Annotated in this window: 17 protein-coding genes and 1 rRNA gene; 6 read left to right on the top strand and 12 right to left on the bottom strand. The window is 42.8% G+C overall.

Annotated elements, in window-relative coordinates:
• The first annotated feature begins 40 nt into the window (after positions 1-40).
• Positions 41-1396: a (Fe-S)-binding protein gene (locus tag LC586_RS07265; protein WP_229483921.1), complete on the top strand. Its 1356-nt coding sequence runs from the start codon at positions 41-43 to the stop codon at positions 1394-1396.
• 502 nt (positions 1397-1898) lie between these two features.
• Positions 1899-3203: a P-loop NTPase fold protein gene (locus tag LC586_RS07260; protein ID WP_229483920.1), complete on the top strand. Its 1305-nt coding sequence runs from the start codon at positions 1899-1901 to the stop codon at positions 3201-3203.
• A gap of 306 nt (positions 3204-3509) precedes the next feature.
• On the opposite strand, the gene LC586_RS07255 is transcribed toward LC586_RS07260, so the two are convergent.
• Entirely contained in the window at positions 3510-3788 is a 279-nt protein-coding gene (locus LC586_RS07255; RefSeq protein WP_229483919.1) for a hypothetical protein, read from the bottom strand.
• Positions 3789-4084: 296 nt separating this feature from the next.
• Here LC586_RS07255 and LC586_RS07250 point away from each other — a divergent pair, with 296 nt between their 5' ends.
• Both LC586_RS07250 and LC586_RS07245 read left to right on the top strand, forming a co-directional pair.
• Positions 4085-8722, top strand: a complete 4638-nt coding sequence (locus tag LC586_RS07250; RefSeq protein ID WP_229483918.1) for a WD40 domain-containing protein — start codon at positions 4085-4087, stop codon at positions 8720-8722.
• A 277-nt stretch (positions 8723-8999) separates the two neighbouring features.
• Positions 9000-9179 carry a ribbon-helix-helix domain-containing protein gene (locus tag LC586_RS07245; protein ID WP_229483917.1) on the top strand — a complete coding sequence of 60 codons (180 nt, stop codon included), beginning with the start codon at positions 9000-9002 and terminating at the stop codon, positions 9177-9179.
• Between the two features lie 372 nt (positions 9180-9551).
• On the opposite strand, the gene LC586_RS07240 is transcribed toward LC586_RS07245, so the two are convergent.
• The 5 genes from LC586_RS07240 to LC586_RS07220 all read right to left on the bottom strand — a co-directional run bounded on the left by LC586_RS07240 (position 9552) and on the right by LC586_RS07220 (position 11505).
• Complete coding sequence (locus LC586_RS07240) at positions 9552-9890, bottom strand: CpeR family transcriptional regulator (protein WP_229483916.1); 339 nt, start codon at positions 9888-9890, stop codon at positions 9552-9554.
• On the bottom strand, positions 9800-9994 hold the full coding sequence (locus LC586_RS07235) for a CpcT/CpeT family chromophore lyase (RefSeq protein ID WP_229483915.1): 195 nt from the start codon (positions 9992-9994) through the stop codon (positions 9800-9802). The genes LC586_RS07240 and LC586_RS07235 overlap by 91 nt, the downstream gene beginning before the upstream one ends.
• A 4-nt stretch (positions 9995-9998) precedes the next feature.
• Entirely contained in the window at positions 9999-10172 is a 174-nt protein-coding gene (locus LC586_RS07230) for a phycobiliprotein lyase (RefSeq protein WP_229483914.1), read from the bottom strand.
• 215 nt (positions 10173-10387) lie between these two features.
• Positions 10388-10492, bottom strand: a complete 105-nt coding sequence (locus LC586_RS07225) for a rod-capping linker protein CpcD domain-containing protein (RefSeq protein ID WP_229483913.1) — start codon at positions 10490-10492, stop codon at positions 10388-10390.
• A 92-nt stretch (positions 10493-10584) separates the two neighbouring features.
• The gene (locus LC586_RS07220; protein WP_229483912.1) at positions 10585-11505 is read right to left on the bottom strand and encodes an ATP adenylyltransferase family protein; all 921 of its coding nucleotides are present in this window, start codon (positions 11503-11505) and stop codon (positions 10585-10587) included.
• 178 nt (positions 11506-11683) lie between these two features.
• On the opposite strand from LC586_RS07220, the gene LC586_RS07215 reads away from it, so the two are divergent.
• Complete coding sequence (locus tag LC586_RS07215) at positions 11684-12946, top strand: HhoA/HhoB/HtrA family serine endopeptidase (RefSeq protein ID WP_229483911.1); 1263 nt, start codon at positions 11684-11686, stop codon at positions 12944-12946.
• Between the two features lie 508 nt (positions 12947-13454).
• Here the strand turns inward: LC586_RS07215 and aroF are convergent.
• From aroF to glyQ, 6 genes are all read right to left on the bottom strand, one after another.
• Positions 13455-14513 (bottom strand): 3-deoxy-7-phosphoheptulonate synthase, encoded by a 1059-nt coding sequence (aroF, locus tag LC586_RS07210; protein WP_229483910.1) that lies wholly within the window; start codon positions 14511-14513, stop codon positions 13455-13457.
• Positions 14514-14785: 272 nt separating this feature from the next.
• On the bottom strand, positions 14786-15256 hold the full coding sequence (locus tag LC586_RS07205; protein WP_100900420.1) for a PAM68 family protein: 471 nt from the start codon (positions 15254-15256) through the stop codon (positions 14786-14788).
• A 12-nt stretch (positions 15257-15268) separates the two neighbouring features.
• A complete protein-coding gene (gene rpsO / locus LC586_RS07200) occupies positions 15269-15538 on the bottom strand; it encodes a 30S ribosomal protein S15 (protein ID WP_041565894.1) in 270 nt (89 codons plus the stop codon).
• A gap of 146 nt (positions 15539-15684) precedes the next feature.
• Entirely contained in the window at positions 15685-17349 is a 1665-nt protein-coding gene (locus tag LC586_RS07195) for an alpha-amylase family glycosyl hydrolase (protein ID WP_229483909.1), read from the bottom strand.
• A gap of 324 nt (positions 17350-17673) precedes the next feature.
• The gene (locus tag LC586_RS07190; RefSeq protein ID WP_229483908.1) at positions 17674-20028 is read right to left on the bottom strand and encodes a ComEC/Rec2 family competence protein; all 2355 of its coding nucleotides are present in this window, start codon (positions 20026-20028) and stop codon (positions 17674-17676) included.
• Between the two features lie 734 nt (positions 20029-20762).
• Positions 20763-21662: a glycine--tRNA ligase subunit alpha gene (gene glyQ, locus LC586_RS07185; RefSeq protein WP_229484053.1), complete on the bottom strand. Its 900-nt coding sequence runs from the start codon at positions 21660-21662 to the stop codon at positions 20763-20765.
• 320 nt (positions 21663-21982) lie between these two features.
• On the opposite strand from glyQ, the gene LC586_RS07180 reads away from it, so the two are divergent.
• Positions 21983-22108, top strand: a 16S ribosomal RNA gene (locus LC586_RS07180); the annotation flags it as partial.

Genomic DNA, 22108 nt, shown 5'->3' with positions numbered 1-22108 from the left:
ACACAGAGAACGCTGAGATAGAGAGGAGAAAGGAAGAAATATGCAAGTTTCAGAAAATTCTGTTAATAATACGGCTAGTTTAAAGAATTTGAAGGGGTTTGATGTTAATCATCCGCCTGACCCAAAGTTGATTGATAGTTGTGTACATTGTGGATTTTGTCTCTCGACTTGTCCCAGTTACCGGGTGCTGGGTAAGGAGATGGATTCTCCTAGAGGACGCATCTATTTAATGGATGCAATTAATCAGGGTGAAATTGCTCTCAATACGGCAACGGTAGAACATTTTGATTCTTGTTTAGGGTGTCTTGCTTGTGTAAGTACTTGTCCTTCTGGTGTGCAGTATGACAAGTTAATTTCTGCAACTCGTCATCAAGTTGAACGAAATTATCCTCGCAGTTTGCCAGATAAATTTTTTCGTCAACTGATATTTTCTTTGTTTCCTTATCCCAACCTTTTACGGATTTTATTAGTTCCGTTGTTGGTTTATCAAAAGTTGGGGTTTGCAAAATTCTTTCGCGCTACGGGTTTACTCAATAAAATATCGCCCCGTTTGGCAGCAATGGAATCTATTCTGCCAGAAATTACTCTCAAATCTTTTCAGGATAATTTGCCTACTGTTATTCGCGCCCAAGGTGAAAAGCGCTACCGAGTTGGGATGATTTTGGGTTGCGTGCAACGGCTGTTTTTCTCCCCAGTGAATGAAGCAACCGTGCGGGTTTTAACAGCGAATGGTTGTGAAGTGGTGATTCCCAAATCTCAAGGTTGTTGTGCAGCGCTTCCCGAACACCAAGGACAAACAGAACAGGCGAAAGCTTTAGCAAGGCAGATGATTGATAGTTTTGCCAATACGGATGTAGATTTCGTGATTATCAATGCTGCTGGTTGCGGTCATACTTTGAAGGAATACGGTCACATTTTAGAAAGTGACCCAGAATATCGGGAAAAAGCAAAGGATTTTGCAGCTAAGGTGAAAGATGCTCAAGAGTTTTTGGCAACTGTTGGCTTAACAGCGAAACTATCGCCACTGACTGATAAACCTTTGAATTTAGTTTATCAAGATGCTTGTCATTTATTGCATGGACAAAAGATTAGCGTCCAACCGCGTCAGATATTGCGGCAAATTCCAGGTGTGAAGTTGAGAGAACCAATAGATGCGGCTTTATGTTGTGGCAGTGCTGGGGTTTATAATATGCTGCAACCAGAAGTTTCTGAAGAATTGGGTCGGCAAAAAGTGCAGAATTTATTGAATACTGGTGCTGAGTTAATTGCTTCTGCTAATCCGGGGTGTACTTTGCAAATTACGAAGCATTTGCAGTTGCAAGGTAAAAAGATTTCAGTTATTCACCCGATGGAGTTGTTGGATTATTCGATTCGCGGTGAAAAGTTGGAATTGTAGGAATTTATTGTGGGGTGGACATCTTTTCATTGATTTTAAAGCAAAGAGCCAAAGCTACGTTTTTGCTCCCCTCCTCGCTTGCCTACGGTGTACACACAAGTCTTGCCGCAGCCATATCTTTATTAATAAATCTGGCACTGCGTTTCTATCCCGCCTCGGAATGAATTCCGAGTCTCATAGCTAAAGTCCACTAAGCGTGGACTAAATGATTAATTCAGTCCACGCTTAGTGGACTTCAGCTATGAGCCGCTGAACTTCAGTTCTGGGCGGGATGTCGGTAAGTGTGACAGTTTCACTCTGATAAAAATGTGGGTAGAGAATTTTTCGACTTGTGTGTACACCGTAGCTCGAAGAGCGGGGTTGGGTTCCTCTTAATTCTGGTTAATTGAGCAGACATAAATAATCAGTCAATTTGAAGAAGGTCTTTCCGAAATAGCGGCTTTATCGTCTGTATAATCACTGAAATGGGCAAGAGTGTCAGCCTAATTTCGGGTGATTTGTGATGAAACTAGATTTAGTCAGGTTTTTTCAAGCTTGCAACCCCAGTAAGACTCTGGTTGTGAGCAAACCGGAGGATAGACAATATTATATTGATTTCTCTAAAGTGCGTGGTGCCAAGATTATTGAAGAACTTGGGCGAACTATCACCCGCCTTGCACCTGAGCAACCTACTTGCCAATTATTTACCGGACATATCGGCTGTGGCAAATCCACTGAGTTACTGCGGCTAAAGGCAGAGTTAGAGCAGCAGGGATTTCATGTGGTTTATTTCGAGTCTAGCCAAAGCCTAGATATGGCTGATATTGATGTTACAGATATTTTACTGGCAGTAGCTCGTGAGGTGAGTCAAAGTCTAGAAGCAATCAAAATTAATCTCAAACCAGGATACTTTAAAAATCTATTTACGGAAATTTCAGAGTTTTTGCAAACGCCGTTAGACATTGGGGTTGAGGCTGAGTTGTCTGTAGGTATTGCCAAGATTACCGCCAAAACTAAAGATAGTCCTAAACTTCGCGGTCAGTTACGACAATATTTAGAACCGCGCACCAATGGCATTTTAGAATCAATTAACAAAGAATTGCTCAAGCCTGCTATAGAAAAACTGAAGCAGCAAGGTAAAAAAGGACTGGTGGTAATTGTAGATAATCTTGACCGAGTTGATAATTCTTTGAAGCCTTCCGGTCATTACCAGCCAGAATATCTCTTTGTTGAACGGGGTGAACAGTTAAACCAGCTAAATTGTCATGTTGTTTATACAATTCCGTTAGTGTTGATTTTTTCCAACGCTTTAGGAAGGTTAACAAATCGCTTTGGCGCAGACCCCAAGGTTTTGCCGATGATTCCTGTGCAACTACAAGATGGTTCACAATTTTCACAAGGAATCACCCTGCTGCAACAGATGATTATGGCGAGGGCTTTTCCTAGTGTCAATTGGGAACAAAGCCAGCATTTAATTACCGAGGTTTTTGATAGTCCTGATACTTTAGAGCGACTTTGCCAAGTTAGCGGTGGTCATTTGCGTAACTTGTTGATGCTGTTGTTTCGCTGTCTTCAGCAAGAAGACCCACCTTTGTCGCGGGAGTGTGTGGATAGGGTGATTAAACAACGCCGCAATGAGCTAACTTTAGCAATTACGCCCGATGAATGGGAATTACTGCGTGAGGTGACGCAAGAGAAAAACTTGAGAGGTCATGAAAGATATGAACTTTTGCTCCGCAGTATGTTTGTATTTGAATACCGGGATGAGGATGGTTCTTGGTTTGATATCAATCCGATTTTGGCTGAAGCCAAGGAATTTAGGTTATGAATCTGCTGGTTTTGTGGGATGGGTATCTTGCCCGTCCTTTGTATTTCCGGGCGGGGTAGGATGCATTGGTGTCAACTTAACGTAAAACCCTTGAAAACTACTCACTTACCATGACTATCCTCGTCACCCCACCCTAACCCTCCCCTTATAAAGGGGAGGGAACTACATTTCTTTTCCCCCCAATATATCGGGGGGATTAAGGGGGGTAAAACGTATGTGGGACACGCATTTTAGCTTAAGTTGACACCTATGGGTAGGATGCCCACCCCACAAGAATCATTCCTATTTTATGCAACGCCCAATCGCCTAGACTTGATTAAAATCGTAACGGGAGCGGTCTGGGTTGTAACGGGAGCGGTCTGGGTTGTAACGGGAGCGGTCTGGATTGTAACGGGAGCGGTCTGGATTGTAACGGGAGCGGTCTGGATTGTAACGGGAGCGGTCTGGATTGTAACGGGAGCGGTCTGGGTTGTAACGGGAGCGGTCTGGGTTGTAACGGGAGCGGTCTGGGTTGTAACGGGAGCGGTCTGGGTTGTAACGGGAGCGGTCTGGGTTGTAACGGGAGCGGTCTGGGTTGTAACGCAATACAGTTCAGTTAAGCATTTATTTCTTCTCTCAGTGCCCTCAGCGTCTCTGTGGTTCGTAAAAAAATTGACTTTGACAAAGAGTTTTAGCCTTAACCCAAGCGTATTGGATTATAACGGGAGCGGTCTGGGTTGTAACGGGAACCATTTCAGTAGGGTGTGTTATCGCGTTAGCGTAATGCACCTTCAATTGTTGATGGTGCGTTAGCCTTATTCATGTTGGGTTTCGTTCCTCAACCCAACCTACTACGCTACTTAACCCAAGCGGATTGTAGTATAAAATAAATTATTTATGTTATGAGTAATCAGCAAGAGCCAGAGAATTTAGCCCCTGATAATGAGCATTCATTGCAAACTCTGGTGCGAACAATTACCCTTTCTCAGGGGGGATTTTCGCTGATTTTGCTACGCTGTAACTATGTTGATTTACGTCAACGCATGGTAGAACGCCTGCACCAATTATCTCCTGTACACGTTAGCAAAATTACTTTACCTGCATCAGTCAAAACGCTTTACACAAATATACGCGAACAACTCTTAGATGAACAGCCACCAGCATTAATGGTTTTTGGTTTGGAGTCGGTTAAAGATATTGATACAGTTCTGACTTCAGCTAACCAAGTACGGGAGGAGTTTAGAAAAAACTTCCCGTTTCCGATATTGTTGTGGGTTAATGATTCAGTTCTGCAAAAATTTATTCGATTAGCAACTGATTTAGAGAATTGGGCAACTATCATTGATTTTGAAAACCCTACCGATGAGTTAGTCAATTTCCTTCAGCAAAAAAGTGATGAAATTTTTGCAGGTGATATAACGCCCAATCCCCAAATGTGCCGGGAACTAGAAACCGCCCGTCAAGATTTGCAAAATCGAGGAGAAGTATTAGAAGCAGCACTTCAAGCAAGTTTAGATTTTGTGCTTGGCTTCAATGATTATCTACATGACCAGATAGATTCTGCTTTAGCGCATTATCAACAAAGTTTAGAGTTCTGGCGACAAAGTAATTATTTAGAACGACAAGGTATATTACTCGTTAATATTGCTTCAGCTTATAACCGCAAATCTGAAAAAAATCAGACAGAAAATCAACGCTATTGGCAAGAGTCTAGAATTTACTTTCAGCAAGCTATTGATATTTTTGAACAAGCACAACGTTCAGATTTAGTTGCAAAACATATTATTAAACTGAGTGAAGTGTTACAACGTTTACAGGAATGGTCAGAGTTGCAAAGCCTTGTTGAAAAATCTCTGCCGCTACATCAAAATTATGGAGCATCGTTGCAGTTGGCTCAAGATTATGGATTTTTGGCAGAGGTAGCCTTAGAGCAGTCACAGTGGGATGAAGCTCATAAACACGCAGGACAAGCATTGCAAATATTAGCTGCGATACCTAATTTACAACCATATCAATTTGCTTTATATCGGTTTATTTTAGCAAAATCACAACAGGGTTTAGGTGAAGTTAAAGCAGCAATTACTAATTTAGAAGCTGCGAAAGATGAAAGTAATCATCAGTACAACCCACAATTATATATATCTATATTAGAAAGGTTACGCTTACTCTACTTTCAACAAAGCGAATATCTCAAAGCTTTTCAGATTAAACAAAAGCAACTACAAATCGAACAGCAGTATGGTTTCCGCGCTTTTGTTGGTGCATCTTATCTCAACCCACAGCGACAGGCAATTAATTCTGCACAGTTGCAAGTGGAAAATCCTGAAACCATTGCTCAAGAAATTGCTGCTTCTGGTCGGGGACAAGATGTTAAACGTTTGCGAGAAAGAATTGGCGGGACTGAGCATAAATTGACTGTAATTCATGGTCAGTCAGGAGTGGGGAAAAGTTCGATTTTGCAAGGTGGGTTAATCCCGGCATTGCAACAGCAAGCAATTGGTGAGCGAGATGCTTTACCTATTTTGTTGCGAGTTTATACAGATTGGGTAGGAATGTTGGGGCGGTGTTTGGCTAAGGCTTTTGAGGAAGTAAGAAGTAATCAATTATTTGCTAATCTTGATTCTTCAGCAGCTATTTTAGAACAATTACGGAGAAATGCTGACCGGAATTTGTTGACGGTTTTAATGTTTGACCAGTTTGAAGAGTTTTTCTTTGTTTATCTAGACCAAAGTCAACGACGAGTGTTTTATGAGTTTTTGCGAGTTTGTCTAGATATTCCTTTTGTCAAGGTAATTTTGTCTTTGCGGGAAGATTATTTACATTATTTATTAGAATTAGAACGTTTATTTAATTTAAGTGCAATTAATAATAATATTCTCGATAAAAATATTCGCTATTACTTGGGTAACTTTTCGCCAGTCGATGCTAAGGCTGTGGTGCAGAGTTTAACAGAACGTTCTCAATTTTACCTTGAGCCTGAGCTAATTGATCAATTAGTGCAAGATTTAGCAGGGGAGTTGGGGGAGGTACGCCCAATTGAGCTACAAATTGTGGGGACGCAATTGCAAACTGAGAAAATTACAAGTTTAGATAGTTATCGTCAGTTTGGTACAAAAGAAAAACTGGTTGAGCGGTTTTTAGAAGAAGTCATCCAAGATTGTGGCGCGGAGAATGAACAGGTTGCTCGACTGGTTTTATATTTACTTACAGATGAAAATGGTACTCGTCCCCTGAAGACTCGTGCTGAGTTAGTCGCAGATTTGGCAGTAGAAGCCGATAAACTAGATTTGGTGTTAGAGATTTTTGTGGCATCAAGGTTAGTATTGCTGTTACCAGAATCGCCAGCTGACCGTTATCAACTGGTGCATGATTATCTCGTGGCGTTCATTCGCCAACAACAGGGCAATGAAATATTAGCAGAACTAGCAAGAGAGCGAGAACAACGCTTGCAAGCAGAGGAAAAAATCCAAACAGCTAACAAACAAGTCAAAATTGCTGAAAAGAAAGTACAACAGGCAAATAGACAACAACAAGAAGCAGAATTTAAAGCTAAACAGGCTCAAACTATTTTGAGTCAAGTACAAGCAGCACTTACAAAAGCATATAGAGATACACGCGCAGCACAGACAGCACAAAAAGAATCACAAAAGGGAACGGAATTAGAACGAGCAGGTGTTAATGCCTTAAAACAGTTTGAGTATGCCGAGTTAGAATCATTGGTGGCGGCAATGCAGAGTGGGAAAGAGTTAAAAACTTTCGTAAAAGATGGTCGCCCTTTAGAAAAATATCCAGCTATCAGCCCTATTTTTGCTTTGGATACTATTCTCGATAAAATCAAAGAACTTAACCGATTCCAAGGGCATCAAGGCAGTGTCTTAAGTGTTAATTTCAGTCCGGACGGCAAAACCATCGCTACGGCATCAGCTAACAACACAGCGCAGTTGTGGACTCTCAACGGGCAACTGCTCACCGAATTCAAAGGGCATCAAGGCAGTGTCAGGGGTGTGAGTTTCAGCCCGGACGGCAAAACCATCGCCACGGCATCAGATGATAACACAGCGCGGTTGTGGACGCTCAACGGGCAACTGCTCACCAAATTCAAAGGGCATCAAGGCAGTGTCAGGGGTGTTAGTTTCAGCCCGGACGGCAAAACTATCGCCACGGCATCATCTGATAACACAGCGCGGTTGTGGACGCTCAACGGGCAACTGCTCACCGAATTCAAAGGGCATCAAGGCAGTGTCTTAAGTGTGAGTTTCAGCCCGGACGGCAAAACCATCGCCACGGCATCAGATGACAACACAGCACGGTTGTGGACGCTCAACGGGCAACTGCTCACCAAATTCAAAGGGCATCAAGGTTATGTCGGGGGTGTGAGTTTTAGCCCGGACGGCAAAACTATTGCCACGGCATCATCTGATAACACAGCGCGGTTGTGGACGCTCAACGGGCAACTGCTCACCGAATTCAAAGGGCATCAAGGCAGTGTCTTAAGTGTAAGTTTCAGCCCGGACGGCAAAACCATCGCCACGGCATCAGCTGATAACACAGCGCGGTTGTGGACGCTCAACGGGCGACTGCTCACCAAATTCAAAGGGCATCAAGGCTATGTTAGGGGTGTGAGTTTCAGCCCGGACGGCAAAACTATCGCCACGGCATCAGCTGATAACACAGCGCGGTTGTGGACGCTCAACGGGCGACTGCTTATCAAATTCAAAGGGCATCAAGGCAGTGTCAGGGGTGTGAGTTTCAGCCCGGACGGCAAAACTATTGCCACGGCATCAGCTGATAACACAGCGCGGTTGTGGACGCTCAATGGGCAACTGCTTACCAAATTCAAAGGGCATCAAGGCAGTGTCAGGGGTGTGAGTTTCAGCCCGGACGGTAAAACTATCGCCACGGCATCAGATGACAACACAGCGCGGTTGTGGACTCTCAACGGGCAACTGCTCACCGAATTCAAAGGGCATCAAGGCTATGTTAGGGGTGTGAGTTTTAGCCCAGATGGCAAAACTATCGCCACGGCATCAGCTGACAACACAGCGCGGTTGTGGACGCTCAATGGGCAACTGCTCACCGAATTCAAAGGGCATCAAGGCTATGTCTGGGGTGTGAGTTTCAGCCCGGACGCTAAAACCATCGCCACAGCATCAGCTGACAACACAGCGCGGTTGTGGACGCTCAATGGGCAACTACTCACCGAATTCAAGGGGCATCAAGGCAGTGTCAGGGGTGTGAGTTTCAGCCCGGACGCTAAAACCATCGCCACAGCATCAGCTGACAACACAGCGCGGTTATGGACGCTCAACGGGCAATTGCTCGCCGAATTCAAAAGGCATCAAAGCTGTGTCTTTAATGTGAGTTTTAGCCCGGACGGCAAAACCATCGCTACGGCATCTGATGACAACACAGCGCGGTTGTGGCCTGTGAATAACTTAGACCAATTGCTGGTGCGGGGTTGCAATTGGCTGCATGATTATTTGCAGAATAACCCAAATTTGAATGAGAGCGATAAGCGTCTCTGCGATGATATTAAGTGAAAGCCAAGCGATGGTGTTTTTCCTAATTATTGCAGCCGATGCCTACGGCGGTAAACTACGCTTTTTTTTGCATAACTACACACAATACGGTTCGGTTAGCTTGTTTACCCTGCGAAGATCCCCCCAACCCCCCTTAAAAAGGGGGGCTAACTTCGTCGGTTTACCCCCTTTTTAAGGGGGTCGCCACAGGCGGGGGGATCTTATCCGAACCGGATTGTAACTACACACACTTTAGATATATACAATAAAATTGCCATGCAAAACAGAGCGAAAAATTATGCATCGCCGGATTAACATCACCTTACCAGATGAGACAATTGAACTAATTGATCAAGTCATTGAAAAAGGCGATTCTCCAGAGGAAACCCTACGCGATCGCAGTCGATTCATTAACGAAGCTGTGCAATATTATATTACTCAGAAAGCCTTAATCAATCTTAGAGAACAGTTAAAATAAGGAGCCATCCAACGAGCAGAACGCGATTTGGAGTTGGTGAAACTTTGAGACGATGTTTGGCGACAAGCTGCTACCCGTCTACGCACTTTCTAGAATTATTGCACGCCATCGCTACGTTTTTAACTTGTACTAAAGCGTTTGTTGTTTACAGCCACCATTAATTTATCAAGTTGTGGAGAGCTTTTTAGTTATATTCTCTAACAAACTTAGACGGCTAACTATTAATAACTAACAGCTAATCATCATAAAAAATTAGCAATTAGACATTAACAATTAGCCGTCAACCCCCTTGGGGAGTATTTAAAATTCAAAACTTAATTTTGAATTGTAGTGTAAACGCCTGTCAGAAATATTTCCGCAGGATAGTAACTCTCAAACACGCTCATCAAATTTAGTGTATGCACTACCGGCTTTTATCCAGTATTGTTTCAAAGTATGATGAGGCGTATGTAAACTAGCTTTTGCCTGATATAAAATTACTTGGCGATGATCGCCCATCCAAATTTTATTAATCGGTTCAACGCATATTACTGTTCCTCCTAAAGAAGCGACACATTGAGAGAATCTTTCAATGGTCGTATATTCTAATGTCTCGAAAATAAAAAAGTTGCCCGAACAAATCAAGTGGCGACTGCGAATCCAGCAGCGCATTTTTTTTTCAGCTTGTGGAGGTAACATTTTAGATTTAATAGATTCAAGCTGAATTGACATAAAGCGCTCACCGCACATAAATCATCAGCAAAACTTTCCCGTTTTTCAAACCGCAAAGGGCCAGAGGTTGACCCCCATATTTGCTCGTGGGTTTCAATATCCATACCTTTATCTAGATTTATCCAAACAGATTTCTACTACCACCGCCGACTCATGGACGGATTGAGGCTCAATGTCAGTCTTAGAAAGCACTTGCTCAAGGTAAGCGAATGCTAGATAATGATCGCTATGGTGCGATCGCCATCGTCCAATTGAAAATTCTAAGAATTCAGTAATTTCCATTAGAAAAGTGATTAAAAAAAGTAGCTTACAATCCAAGAGGTATCTTGGCTAAAAAGTTATTTTCCTAGCCTCTTTGATCATAACCGCATTCAGAAGTGCTAAGTGCTGTTGGCAGTAGCGGGGCGTTGAGCCAGTGCTGAGTTATGAGTACTGAGTTATTACTTTTTCTATTCTTTCTAGCCCACAGAACCTTTTTCATCTGTACTTAGGCAAATCTAAGCAACTTTAGCGATACTCATGATTTGGCTGCCCGTCCTATAAATGTTTTGCACATGCCCAGACAGTTGGTTGTAGTTAACTACACATTCGACGTTGCTCAAACGGTTACGCAGATTAGCTTTTTACATTGTTATGCTTTTATACATTCTGATCCGATGCCGAAGCCATATTGATTAAAATATGCAACGCCAGATTAGCATACAGCAACACTCTTGAGGATGGTCATCGGGCCTTGGGCTTTGAGAATCTCCATTTCTGCTGGATTCCGCACTAGTAAAGCACCAGCGAATCCTAATGAATTCACAGAGATAGATTGGAAATGCTCCTGCGATCGCGGTACGATCAACATCCATTCTCGTGTCGCTAGCAGATTGTAAGCACCAGATCCCACAGAATGTAGCAATGTATGATAAACTTCCAAAGTTGCTTGTGCTCCTGCGAATGGCGATCGCACCCAATGGGGATTTAATGGTGCGAAAGCGTGTACAAAAGGAAGTTTTGGGATTGCGTTGGGAAAGCCTACCGTTGGCGTAGCGGATGCAGCAGAAGGTATCGATTCCTGAAATTGTGCAGCTGTTAGCAGAGGTTCAATAGGTATCTGCGGCCCCGAAGGTGCAAGTGGTAGCGGCACTAATTGCAAATGTTTATGTCGCTGACTAGCACCTGCGGTTTTGCCACTGTTGTAAAATGCTAAACCATCAAAATCAGCCAAACATGCCCACATAGCTGTAAAATCTTCCAGGGTGAGTAAGCTTTCCTGTTCCTCGAAGGCACGGGTGATGATTAGCAAGTGATAATCAACAACATTGAATTTATTTAAAATACATACATGAGTCTCAGAAATATCCGCCACAAATAAATCCTCTTCGTAGGGCAAAAAAGGATTAAACTCTTCACCAAAAGTAGCAGATTGTTTTTCCTGTTTCTCCTTAGCTGCTTTTTTGCGATTCAGGTTAGACAAAATCCGCACTAAAAACCGCACGCCTTCCTGTTCAACAAATTCAAATTCTGTCGGAATCGACAGTAGCGCCCCGCATTGCAAAGCATGTTCAGTTCGTTCTTTAACACTTGTCCATAAAGTGCCAGGTTTAAGTAAGATTTTCCCCTGTGCCATTTTTATTCCTTCAGGCATAGTATAGAACACGCAGTGCTGTGCGCCTCTACGAATGACTATATTCCAATACGGTTCAGTAAAATGCTAAAGCTTTCACAACAACGCAATACCTTTGCAACAAAACTGTCACAAATCATATCTACATTAGTAATACATCTAAATATCCTTCCAGACAGCAATGCAAAACGAATCTCGTGACAGAGAACACCCATCAAATAGCATTTCACATAACACTGCTGAAGCCAAATACCGTAATCGAGCGCCCTGGAAAAAGGCTGCCGCCTCTCTATCGCTGGTGCTTCTAGGATCAGGTATGACATTAGCAGGCGGCTATATGGCTGGACATTCTCGGCAGGTGTCTGAGAGTGCATCTAATTTGGCAGTTAGTCGAGTAAATGCTGCTCCTCCATTACCAGCTGCCACAGATCCTAACTTTGTAACACGGGTGGTGCAAAAGGTCGGGCCAGCAGTAGTGCGGATTAACTCTTCCCGAACGGTAAGAACTCAGATACCAGATGAATTTAACGATCCGTTTTTTCGCCGCTTTTTTGGTTCCCAACTGCCACAATCAAGAGAAAGGGTAGAACGGGGTACTGGTTCAGGTTTTATCATTAGTGCCGATGGTCGGATTCTCACTAATGCCCATGTGGTAGATGGTGCTGATACAGTGACAGTGACACTCAAGGATGGGCGCACCTTGCAAGGTAAGGTGTTAGGAAAAGATGAATTAACCGATGTTGCTGTTATCAAGGTTCAGGCAGAGAATCTACCTTCAGTAGCTTTGGGTAACTCAGATCAACTGCAACCGGGAGAATGGGCGATCGCGATCGGCAACCCCCTTGGACTAGATAATACAGTAACTACTGGAATCATCAGTGCCACCGGACGCAGTAGCAATCAAATCGGCGCTCCCGATAGGCGAGTAGAGTATATTCAAACTGACGCAGCGATTAATCCCGGTAACTCCGGCGGCCCCCTGCTAAATTCCCGTGGCGAGGTGATTGCCATGAATACAGCAATTATCCAAGGGGCACAAGGATTAGGCTTTGCTATTCCTATCAACACAGCACAACGTATTTCCAATCAACTAATAGCTACAGGCAAAGTAGAACATCCTTATCTGGGAATTCAGATGGTAGGGTTAACGCCTCAGCTAAAACAAAATATCAACTCAGACCCCAATAGCGGTTTGAGTGTGAATGAAGATAAAGGTGTATTAGTTGTGAAAGTTGTCCCAAATTCACCAGCTGCTAAAGCAGGGATACGTGCTGGGGATGTGATCCAAAAGCTTGGCGGACAAGCAGTCACAGATGCTAGCAGTGTCCAAAAGGCAGTAGAAAATAGCCAAGTCGGGGGCGATTTACGTATGGAATTACGTCGCAATGGGCAAAGTCTTAACATAGCTGTGCAACCTGGTGCTTTCCCCACGCAAGTACAGTAATCGCTGTGGTGAACCGTTTTGAGTGATTTTTGAGTAGTAATATCAGCTTCTGACTAAATTCAAGAAAAGAAAGAAAGCTCAAAATAAAGCCTTCCTATCATTAGTAGGACGGCTTTATTTATAGGTATACGTTCAATACAGTTCAGTTAAGCCCAAAATCCTTTAGACCTCTTGCATAAATCAAAAATAAAGAACCCCACCCCGCATTTGAGTAAAGCAAACGCTCCCCTCCCCGATGCTTTGGGGAGGGGTTGGGGGTGGGTTGTTAGGGACTTTTGCAAGAGGTCTTTTGTAGAGACGTTGCAATTGGTAGTCTCTACATACCTAAAATCAATACCAAAACCAAAAATCATTAACCCAAGCGTATTGAGGTATAATTAAACATAAAATAGAATCCTAGTTTGTAGTAAGCGATTCATCGCTCATAGTAAGGTCTATCTGGACTAAAGTCCTTACTACAAACTTGGAGTTCTGCTGAGTTAGCTGATCATGAAGTTGCAACTAAATTTTAAGCTAGAGCCACTGCTGGTTGCTGCCAACGTCCCACCGCCTTACCAATTACTGCTAATTCTTGCATCAAGTTATCGAAACGGTCTGGTGTGAGAGATTGGGGCCCGTCGGATAAGGCTTTGGCAGGGTTGGGGTGAACCTCTATCATCAGGGAATCTGTGCCAGCTGCGATCGCAGCCATTGCCATTGAAGGCACAAACTCAGACCAACCTACGCCGTGGCTGGGGTCAATCATAATTGGCAGGTGAGTCAGCTTTCGCAACACAGGCACTACTGATAAATCCAGCGTATTTCGCGTATACTGACGGTCAAAGGTGCGTATTCCCCTTTCACACAAAATTACATTGGGATTGCCAGATGCCAGAATATACTCGGCTGCCATCAACCAATCTTCAATAGTAGCCGCCATTCCCCGCTTCAACAGAATTGGTTTCGGCTGCGCTCCCACTTTTTTGAGCAAGGAGAAATTCTGCATATTCCTTGCCCCCACCTGGATTACATCAGCAATTTCCGCAATTTTATCCAGGTCAGCAGCATCCATCACTTCTGTAATAATACCTAGTCCGCTGACTTCCCGTGCCCTCGCCAACAAATCCAAAGCACTCTCGCCGTGTCCTTGGAAGGCGTAAGGTGAAGTCCGAGGTTTGTATGCCCCGCCGCGCAAAAATGTAGCTCCAGCCGTCTTGACGCGCCTTGCAGTCTCCACAATCATTTCTTCATTTTCTACGGAGCAAGGGCCGGCAACGACTACTAAAGGCTGGTGTTCACCAAATACCACCGCTCCATTAGGAGTATTAACCACCACTTCCGAAGCTTCGCCGTGGCGGTACTGACGGCTGGCTCGTTTGTAAGGCTGCTCTACCCGCAACACCTGCTCAATCCAAGGGCTAAGTTCCTGAATTTGTAGTGGATCTAAGCTGGCAGTTTCACCTACTAAACCAATAACTACTTTGTGTTGACCAACAATTTTTTCTGGAGTTAGCCCCCAGCTAGTTAGTTCCTCATCAATGCGGTTTATTTCCGCCTCTGGGGAACCACTTTTCATTACTATAATCATGTGAAACTTCCTGATTATTAATTGAGTTAAATTGTCTGTAAATGGACTAACTTTATTGTTGCTTATTAGCCTAATTACAAAGAGTTAAAAATAAAATTTATTTACAAAATATAGCGCTCAGTCAGTAGCTTTACTGCTAAATAACTGGATATGGGGTATAAAAAAGATTACATAATTTTAATTAGCAATGTTGAAGTTATAAAATTTCAACTTCAACATGCACTTCTTCATTTACCCAATACCACAGTTATCTAATACCTGAGCGCTGATCATTATGAGTTTTTTTGGCGAGTTTCGCGCCAAACTGCCACCATTCGTCCCCAATTGGTGTTGAACTCACCCAAACCCAGCAAACTTCCGACTCTTTCTTCATCCCAAGAGGCAGAAAGAACGCCATAAGTTATCCCTAAAACCCCCAAACCAAATAATCCCATGTTCACCAATAACACGGCGATGGGAGGTAGTTGGATCTTAGAGTAGATAGCAAGCAGATAGCTAACAACTAGGACGCTAATGCCCAAAGCTGTTGGTACACCACAGAACCCAGCTACCCGGCGGATCATCCTCTGGCTGACTACTTGGGGAATAGCCATCTCTTGTTTGGTGTAAGACCGTTTTCTATCAGCCTGTTTGCCAGATTCTTGTGGCTGTGCTGCTGGTTTACTTTGAGTTTTTGCGGGTTTTTGGCGCTTTTTGTTTGGTTCAAAGGGCAAGCGACTCCGTTCAGATTCTTCAGCAGACATAAGCGGTAATCCCTATCCACGAATACCGAGACGAGCGATCAAAGCTTGATACTTTTCCCGGCTTTCCTGAGATATATAAGCTAGAAGACGCTTGCGCTGACCAATTAGCTTCAACAGTCCCCGCCGGGAAGAATGGTCTTTTTTATTTGCCTGGAGATGTTCGCTGAGGCGGTTAATGCGCTCAGTTAGCATGGCAACTTGGACATCGGCCGACCCAGTGTCGGTTTCGTGAACTTGGTAGTTGGAAATTATTTCTTGTTTCCGCAGTTGCGTCAGAGCCATGATCGATTCAATTTCTAGTTTTTCTAAATGTATGTAGCAGTCTCCCATAATATCACAGCCATCAAGGTGGATGTGGAATCATCTTGGCTCCTATGTCTTGCACTATAGGAGACTAAGTAAATCAGGAGCCAGACAGACTACAACTGCTAAACAAATATCTTGGCTGTATAGCTTGGCAAATCAGTAACTAAACCATCTTCTCTAGCTTCAACTTCACGATTATCGAAGCAATCTTGCCAACACTCAACAGTTGGGAAGTTTGGAATTTGATATCTAGTTAGATTCTGGTCGGAGAAATTTACCACGACAACCACACGAGAATTCTGCTCATTCCATCGGGTATAAGCCAGCACTTTATCATCGGAATTTTCGTGGAAAAATTCGATATTGTCACTTTGCAAGGCTAGATTCTGCTTGCGTAGAGCAATGAGTTTTTGATAATACTCAAATAAATTATGATTCTGGTCGCCTGATAACAAAGACCAATTGATTTTCTGTGGCTTAGTTACATCTTCGCTTTTTTGCTGATATTCGCCAAACTCTTCTCCCATCCACAGCATTGGTATACCCAGCGCTGTCATTAAGAGAACGGCTGCTAACTTCGCTCGCTTAAATGCCTCCGTGTCAAAGATACCGCGATCGCCTAATTCTCGCAATAGACGTTCGCGATCGTGGGTTGCCAAATAATTTATCACATTGGTAGCAGTTGCATAACCCTGCTGTCTAGGATCTAAAATTTGCTTTAGTTGTTTTAACTCAAATGTTTCTCCACAAATATATGGAACTATAAAGTACCGAAAACTCTCATGCCAACAAGCATCTAATGGCCCATCTGGCCTGACTACAGTGTTTGTATCAGGAATATGTTCAGCAATATTGTAAAACTGCTTGGGTGCAGCATGGTTTTTTCCTTGCTTCGCCAGCCAGTCTAAAAATTCAAAGTTAGCCAATTGGCGCACTGCATCAAAGCGAATTCCATCAATGTGATACTCCTGAATCCAAAATTGCACTACATCCCCGACGTATTTCCATCCAGGTTTAACATCTAATTTTTCATCATAATTATCATAGTTCAACTCTGGCCCCCAGTAATTATCTGGATCTTCGGGATAATGCATGTGTTCGTAATACCAGTAATTTCGGTCAATTAGCATTAACGGGCATTCTTCATCTGTGTGGTTATAAATTCCATCCATAAAAACGCGAATGCCTCTAGCATGACACTCATCTATTAATCGCTTTAAATCTTCTGTTGAACCGTAACTAGATTCTGTAGCGAAGAAGTGGCGCACTTTATAACCCCAGCTATAGTTACCAGGGTACTCATTAACTGGCATTAATTCAATTGCATTAACTCCCAATTTAAGCAGATAATCTAACTTAGCAATTACTCCTAAATATTTACCTCTTTTGTCAAGATCAACCTCATCACCAGTAAAATCTGCAACGTGCATTTCATATATGACTAATTCACTATTTTCAGGCAACGCTTTTTTGTCGTTTTGCCAAACATAAGTATCAATAATTCGTTTCCCATTTCTAATCCGCACTATGCTGGATTTTTCTGTTTCATTAACATCTGTTGCTTTAGGATCAATAACGTCTACCCATTCATCAAGTGCAAAATTCGGGCTTTTGCTTTGAACGCGAAATTTATATTGATAAATTCCATCTTCCAGTTTTACTTGAGTGCGGAAATAACCATCTTCACTTTTTACCATTGGGATTTCTTTCCACTCAGAAAAAGACCCAATTAAAGCTGCTCCTTCATTACGAGGAGCAAACAACGTAAATTCAATTAAACTTCCCATTTTCTATATCTTCCTGTGGTAATCCGTGTCAGCACGTATGAAAATACAAAAATTAAGTAAGTGGGCAAGAATAAATCAAACTATGTTACGCAATGTAAAAGTAACTAGATTGTCTCCTAGTAAGAGTTTCAGCCATTACTACAAACCTTGAATTCTTCATAACCACTTACTTACCCCAAGCATAGGGTTAGCACCTGCTCAGTAAATAGACCTTTCTTAGACCTTTTGAGAGGTTACTTGCTTGCGAATGGCTATACATCTATCTTTAGTTAGTTTTGCTTAAAAATAAATATCATGTTTTTAAATTTACTTGGTTTTGAGTTTTTATAAGACAGAAGACTTATTCTCTGTTGCTTCAATAAATGCCTCAAACTGACCATTAGGTGTCCATTGAATAGCCCCATCTCGTCCTGTAAAAAATAATTTTGTTTGACTTTGGTTCACTTCCGATAACGCTTTTAGATCAAAGTTGGCAGAAGAAGCGATCGCTACTTGTGGTTGCAGAGCAATCACTAAATCTTTTAATGACTGAGGCGCACACCATAACACTTGTGGACGAGGTAAACTCCCACTCTTAACTAGTTGCTGTACCTCTTTAGACTTGATATTACCTACTAATAACCAATTCTGATCTAAAATTTGCAATTGTAAAATAGGTAATTGATCGTTGATTAATTGCACCACTATTGAACCCGTTTTCACAGCTTGGCCAACTGCTAACGGTTGGTAAGATCCTTGATGCTTTTGTAATTCTTGTTGGATTGCCTGAGTTGCAATTGAATTTTCTGGCTTGGGGGAATATTCATAAAATTTTTTGATTGGTAAACGTTGCAGTAATTCCAACCAAGCATTACTTTCATTGCCTTGGAAATCAGTTGCGATCGCCCAATTAATTTGATTTACACCCTGTTGTTGTAAAAACGGTAAAATGGTAAAACGTCCTGTCCCTTCATCGCCACTATTAATTACAGTTACTGTCCCTCTATCTTGAACAACTATAATTGGTTCCGTACCAGATTCTAATACTGTTATTCTAAATAATGTATTTGTAGAATGCCAAAGGGGAATGAATACTAAACCAATGGCAATCACATTAGCAAACCACCACCGCCTCTGCCACCAAGGCACTAGCCAAACCAATATAATCAGTGTATAAATCGCCAAAAGTTGCCAAGTAGATATGCTGCCTACAGCAACAGAATTCCCTGGCAGCTTGCTAAAAAATTCCACTAGTTTAATTAGCCAATCAGTCGGGTAATGCAATACCGCAGCTAAAAAGCTTCCTGCCTGAGTCCAAATTAAACCCACTAAAGCACTGATGATTCCACCTATACTAATGATCGAAATTAATGGAGTACTAATAACATTCAGCAACAAACTATAAGATGGTACAACCCCAAAGACAAAAAGTTGCACAGGTAAAGTCCAAATAGTGGCAGCTAGGGGAACGGCAATCAAAGCAGCGATCGCAGGCGGTAGCCATCCTAGTCGATTGACTAATGCGGGTACTGTTACAACTAATCCCAATGTTGCTAAAAAACTCAATTGAAAACCTAAATCCCAAATCCATAGAGGATTAAACACTAATAACAGAGTTGCTGCTAATAGTAATGAGCCGAACTGTTTTACTTTTCTTTTTAATAGCAAACCGACTAATGCCGCAAAACCCATAATTACGGCTCTGAGAACCGCAGGTTGAAAACCTGTTAAACTCAGAAAAATGATTAAAGCCAAACAGCCAAGGGTAAATTGCGTTCCTTTTCTTGCCCGCCTCGTTAATTGTAAGATCACACTCAAAATCAAAGAAGTTTGGAACCCGGAAGCTGCTAAAGCATGAGCTAATCCTGCTTGTACAAATAAGTCGCGGATATCGTAGGGTAAATCAACAGCTTTGCTGCCTAAAACCATTGCACTGACAAGAGGCCCTTCAGGGATACCCAACCAACGAACTTGCGATCGCACAATTCGCTCCCGAATTTGCCACCATCCCCATTTCCGTTCCTGATCCAAAACATTTATTTGTCTCCCAATCAAACCAGCAAACGTTCCTTCTTGCTTGAGAAACTTCTGAAAATCGAAACCACCAGGATTGGAAGCCGCCTTTGGTTTGTACAAAATCCCTGTCACAGCAATTTGTTGACTAGGGTATAACCCAGTCACCTGAAGTATAGGCACCGTCACATACAATTTACCTGTAACCCCTTTTGGCACACCTGCTGAACCTTTGTCATTTTTGACTTCATCTAACTGAGTCGCTTCCAGCCAAAATTGTCCACGCTGACTGCGAGTCAAGCGGGGATTACTCGCCACTTCGCCACGAACAATTACAAGTTGTTCTTGATTACTGCTATTTCCAGGCGGAACGAACTGACTAATATCTTTTGCACCTGGTTGCGGCACTCGCCATTGAAAATATAGAGTTGCCAATAATCCTACCAAGCCAGCAGCTATCCATATTCGAGGATGGGGAGTAGTTTGCCAAGTGTTAGGCACTGCCTTATTTTTGCTTCCAGCATTTTCTGTTTTCTGAGCAAGTTGCCGTGAAGTAGTGCGTCTTCTAAAAAGAATTGCTCCCACTATCCCCAGAACCAAAATCCACACACCACCCCCAGGAACTGCTGTAAACAGCAACCCAAAAATGTAGCCAAGACAAATAATTACACCACTGGTTTGAATCATAAGATTTTTTGTAAAAACACCTGACAACCCGAATTTGCAGCTGACTTAAAAATAGCTAGGGCAGCAATAGAGAAAAATCGGCATTGCTGAATTTGGCTATGAAATTCAAAAATAAAATATTCCAAACTCTTATTATCTGCGCTTGGAGCGCCTATGCGTGAGTTTTTCATCTCTTTAATCAGCAACAGTGAAAAATTTTTATCCTTGTGGTGAAATATAGTCCATCAAGTTTATACAAAAAAAGCCCGCACAGGCGGGCCTTATCCTTGTAGCTTTAATGTTCTAGACTCAATATTTAACCGTATTTTTGTCTTTTAGCAAAAGCCGCATCATAAAGATATACCTAGCTTAAACCTCAGCACAGCATGGATAAACAGAAAACAAAGTTGTAGCGAATTAAATTTGGCAAGACTCTGCGTTTAAAAACGTTACGATTTTACACAAAGCTGTACTTAGGACAAAATTTTGCAAGTTCGTAGCGAAGTCTCTAAATAGGACTTACGCAAAAACCTTCTCAAAGTCTCATTCCTCCGTGACGCGCCCAGTTGCTTCAAGTCGGGGAACCCGCCCAACGCACTGGCTTCTCTGCGCCCTCTGTGGTTCGTTTTCCGTTACCCGTGCGTAAGTCCTATAAAAAAACTCTGCGTACCTCTGCGCTTTCCTCAGCATTCCTCTGCGTTTAAAAACCTCACGATTTTACACAAAGCTGTACTTACTTCGAGTAGCCGCACCCTTTAGGATATTGGGTTTTTTGTTGAACTCACACTATCTTTAAGCAACGGAAAACCCAACTTCTCTCTTTGCTCAACATATAAATGAGCTACTTTCCTAGCCAAATGCCGAATCCTGGCAATATAGCGAGTTCTCTCCGTCACCGAAATCACACCTCTAGCATCCAGCAGATTGAACGTGTGCGAACACTTCATTACATAATCTAAGCTAGGCAAGACCAATCCTCGCTCCGTCAATTGGGTAGCTTCCTGCTCATACAAATTAAATAGTGTCAGTAGCAACTCAGGATTGGACGCTTCAAAGTTGTATGTACACTGCTCAATCTCTCCCTGAAGGTAAACATCACCATAAGTAATGTTGTCCGTCCAATGAATCTTTGTAATTGCCTCTACTTGCTGGAGATACATTGTCAATCGCTCTAACCCGTATGTAATCTCAATCGACACCGGACGGCAATCAATTCCCCCACACTGTTGGAAGTAGGTAAATTGAGTAATTTCCATTCCATCTAACCATACTTCCCACCCAGTGCCCCAAGCTCCCACCGTTGCATCTTCCCAGTTATCCTCTACAAATCGAATATCGTGGTCTTCAGGACGAATACCCAAAGCCCTTAACGAATCTAGATAAATCTCCTGAATATTATCTGGCGATGGCTTGATCAAAACTTGGTACTGATAATAGTGTTGGAAGCGATTGGGGTTTTCGCCGTACCGTCCATCCGTCGGACGACGACATGGTTCAACGTAGGCAACAGCCCACGGTTCCGGCCCCAATGCTCTTAAAAATGTCTGCGGATTCTTAGTACCAGCCCCCTTCTCAATGTCATAAGGCTGGGCAATGAGACAACCGCGATCGCCCCAAAACTGATGCAATAAAGCTATTACCGACTGAAAATTCACGCTTCCCCCATCCTTAGTTGGCACAGTGCATAAACCATTGTTGCCTAGAACCGGGCACTGTGGGCAGTTTCAGGGGACTCAAAAGCCGTCCAAAATAATTTTGGAAAAAATAGTTGACACAATCAAGGAGGTTCGTTATATTGAATAAGTGCCGGAAGCGAAGCGTTTCATAGCGACGCTTTCAGGAGACCGAACCTTGAAAATATTATAGTTTGAAAGCAATTAGACAGCAAGTAGTTTGCGTCAATCAAATAAAGATAACTAAGCTGAAGTTAAAAAAGAGCAGCTAAATGTATTGAGCTTTTAAAGCTTTCCAGTTCAAAACGGAGAGTTTGATCCTGGCTCAGGATGAACGCTGGCGGTATGCTTAACACATGCAAGTCGAACGGTGTCTTCGGACACAGTGGCGGACGGGTGAGTAACGCGTGAGAATCTGGCTTCAGGTC

Source organism: Nostoc favosum CHAB5714, from assembly GCF_020829495.1.
GTDB lineage: Bacteria > Cyanobacteriota > Cyanobacteriia > Cyanobacteriales > Nostocaceae > Nostoc > Nostoc favosum.
The sequence above is the reverse complement of the archived record's forward strand: the minus strand, read 5'-3'. Positions and strand labels throughout refer to the sequence as shown.

Coding starts and splice junctions, on each gene's coding strand:
- LC586_RS07265 (WP_229483921.1), top strand. CDS start 41: ATGCAAGTTTCAGAAAATTCTGTTAATAATACGGCTAGTTTAAAGAAT.
- LC586_RS07260 (WP_229483920.1), top strand. CDS start 1,899: ATGAAACTAGATTTAGTCAGGTTTTTTCAAGCTTGCAACCCCAGTAAG.
- LC586_RS07250 (WP_229483918.1), top strand. CDS start 4,085: ATGAGTAATCAGCAAGAGCCAGAGAATTTAGCCCCTGATAATGAGCAT.
- LC586_RS07245 (WP_229483917.1), top strand. CDS start 9,000: ATGCATCGCCGGATTAACATCACCTTACCAGATGAGACAATTGAACTA.
- LC586_RS07240 (WP_229483916.1), bottom strand. CDS start 9,890: ATGTCAATTCAGCTTGAATCTATTAAATCTAAAATGTTACCTCCACAA.
- LC586_RS07235 (WP_229483915.1), bottom strand. CDS start 9,994: ATGGATATTGAAACCCACGAGCAAATATGGGGGTCAACCTCTGGCCCT.
- LC586_RS07230 (WP_229483914.1), bottom strand. CDS start 10,172: ATGGAAATTACTGAATTCTTAGAATTTTCAATTGGACGATGGCGATCG.
- LC586_RS07220 (WP_229483912.1), bottom strand. CDS start 11,505: ATGGCACAGGGGAAAATCTTACTTAAACCTGGCACTTTATGGACAAGT.
- LC586_RS07215 (WP_229483911.1), top strand. CDS start 11,684: ATGCAAAACGAATCTCGTGACAGAGAACACCCATCAAATAGCATTTCA.
- aroF (WP_229483910.1), bottom strand. CDS start 14,513: ATGATTATAGTAATGAAAAGTGGTTCCCCAGAGGCGGAAATAAACCGC.
- LC586_RS07205 (WP_100900420.1), bottom strand. CDS start 15,256: ATGTCTGCTGAAGAATCTGAACGGAGTCGCTTGCCCTTTGAACCAAAC.
- rpsO (WP_041565894.1), bottom strand. CDS start 15,538: ATGGCTCTGACGCAACTGCGGAAACAAGAAATAATTTCCAACTACCAA.
- LC586_RS07195 (WP_229483909.1), bottom strand. CDS start 17,349: ATGGGAAGTTTAATTGAATTTACGTTGTTTGCTCCTCGTAATGAAGGA.
- LC586_RS07190 (WP_229483908.1), bottom strand. CDS start 20,028: ATGATTCAAACCAGTGGTGTAATTATTTGTCTTGGCTACATTTTTGGG.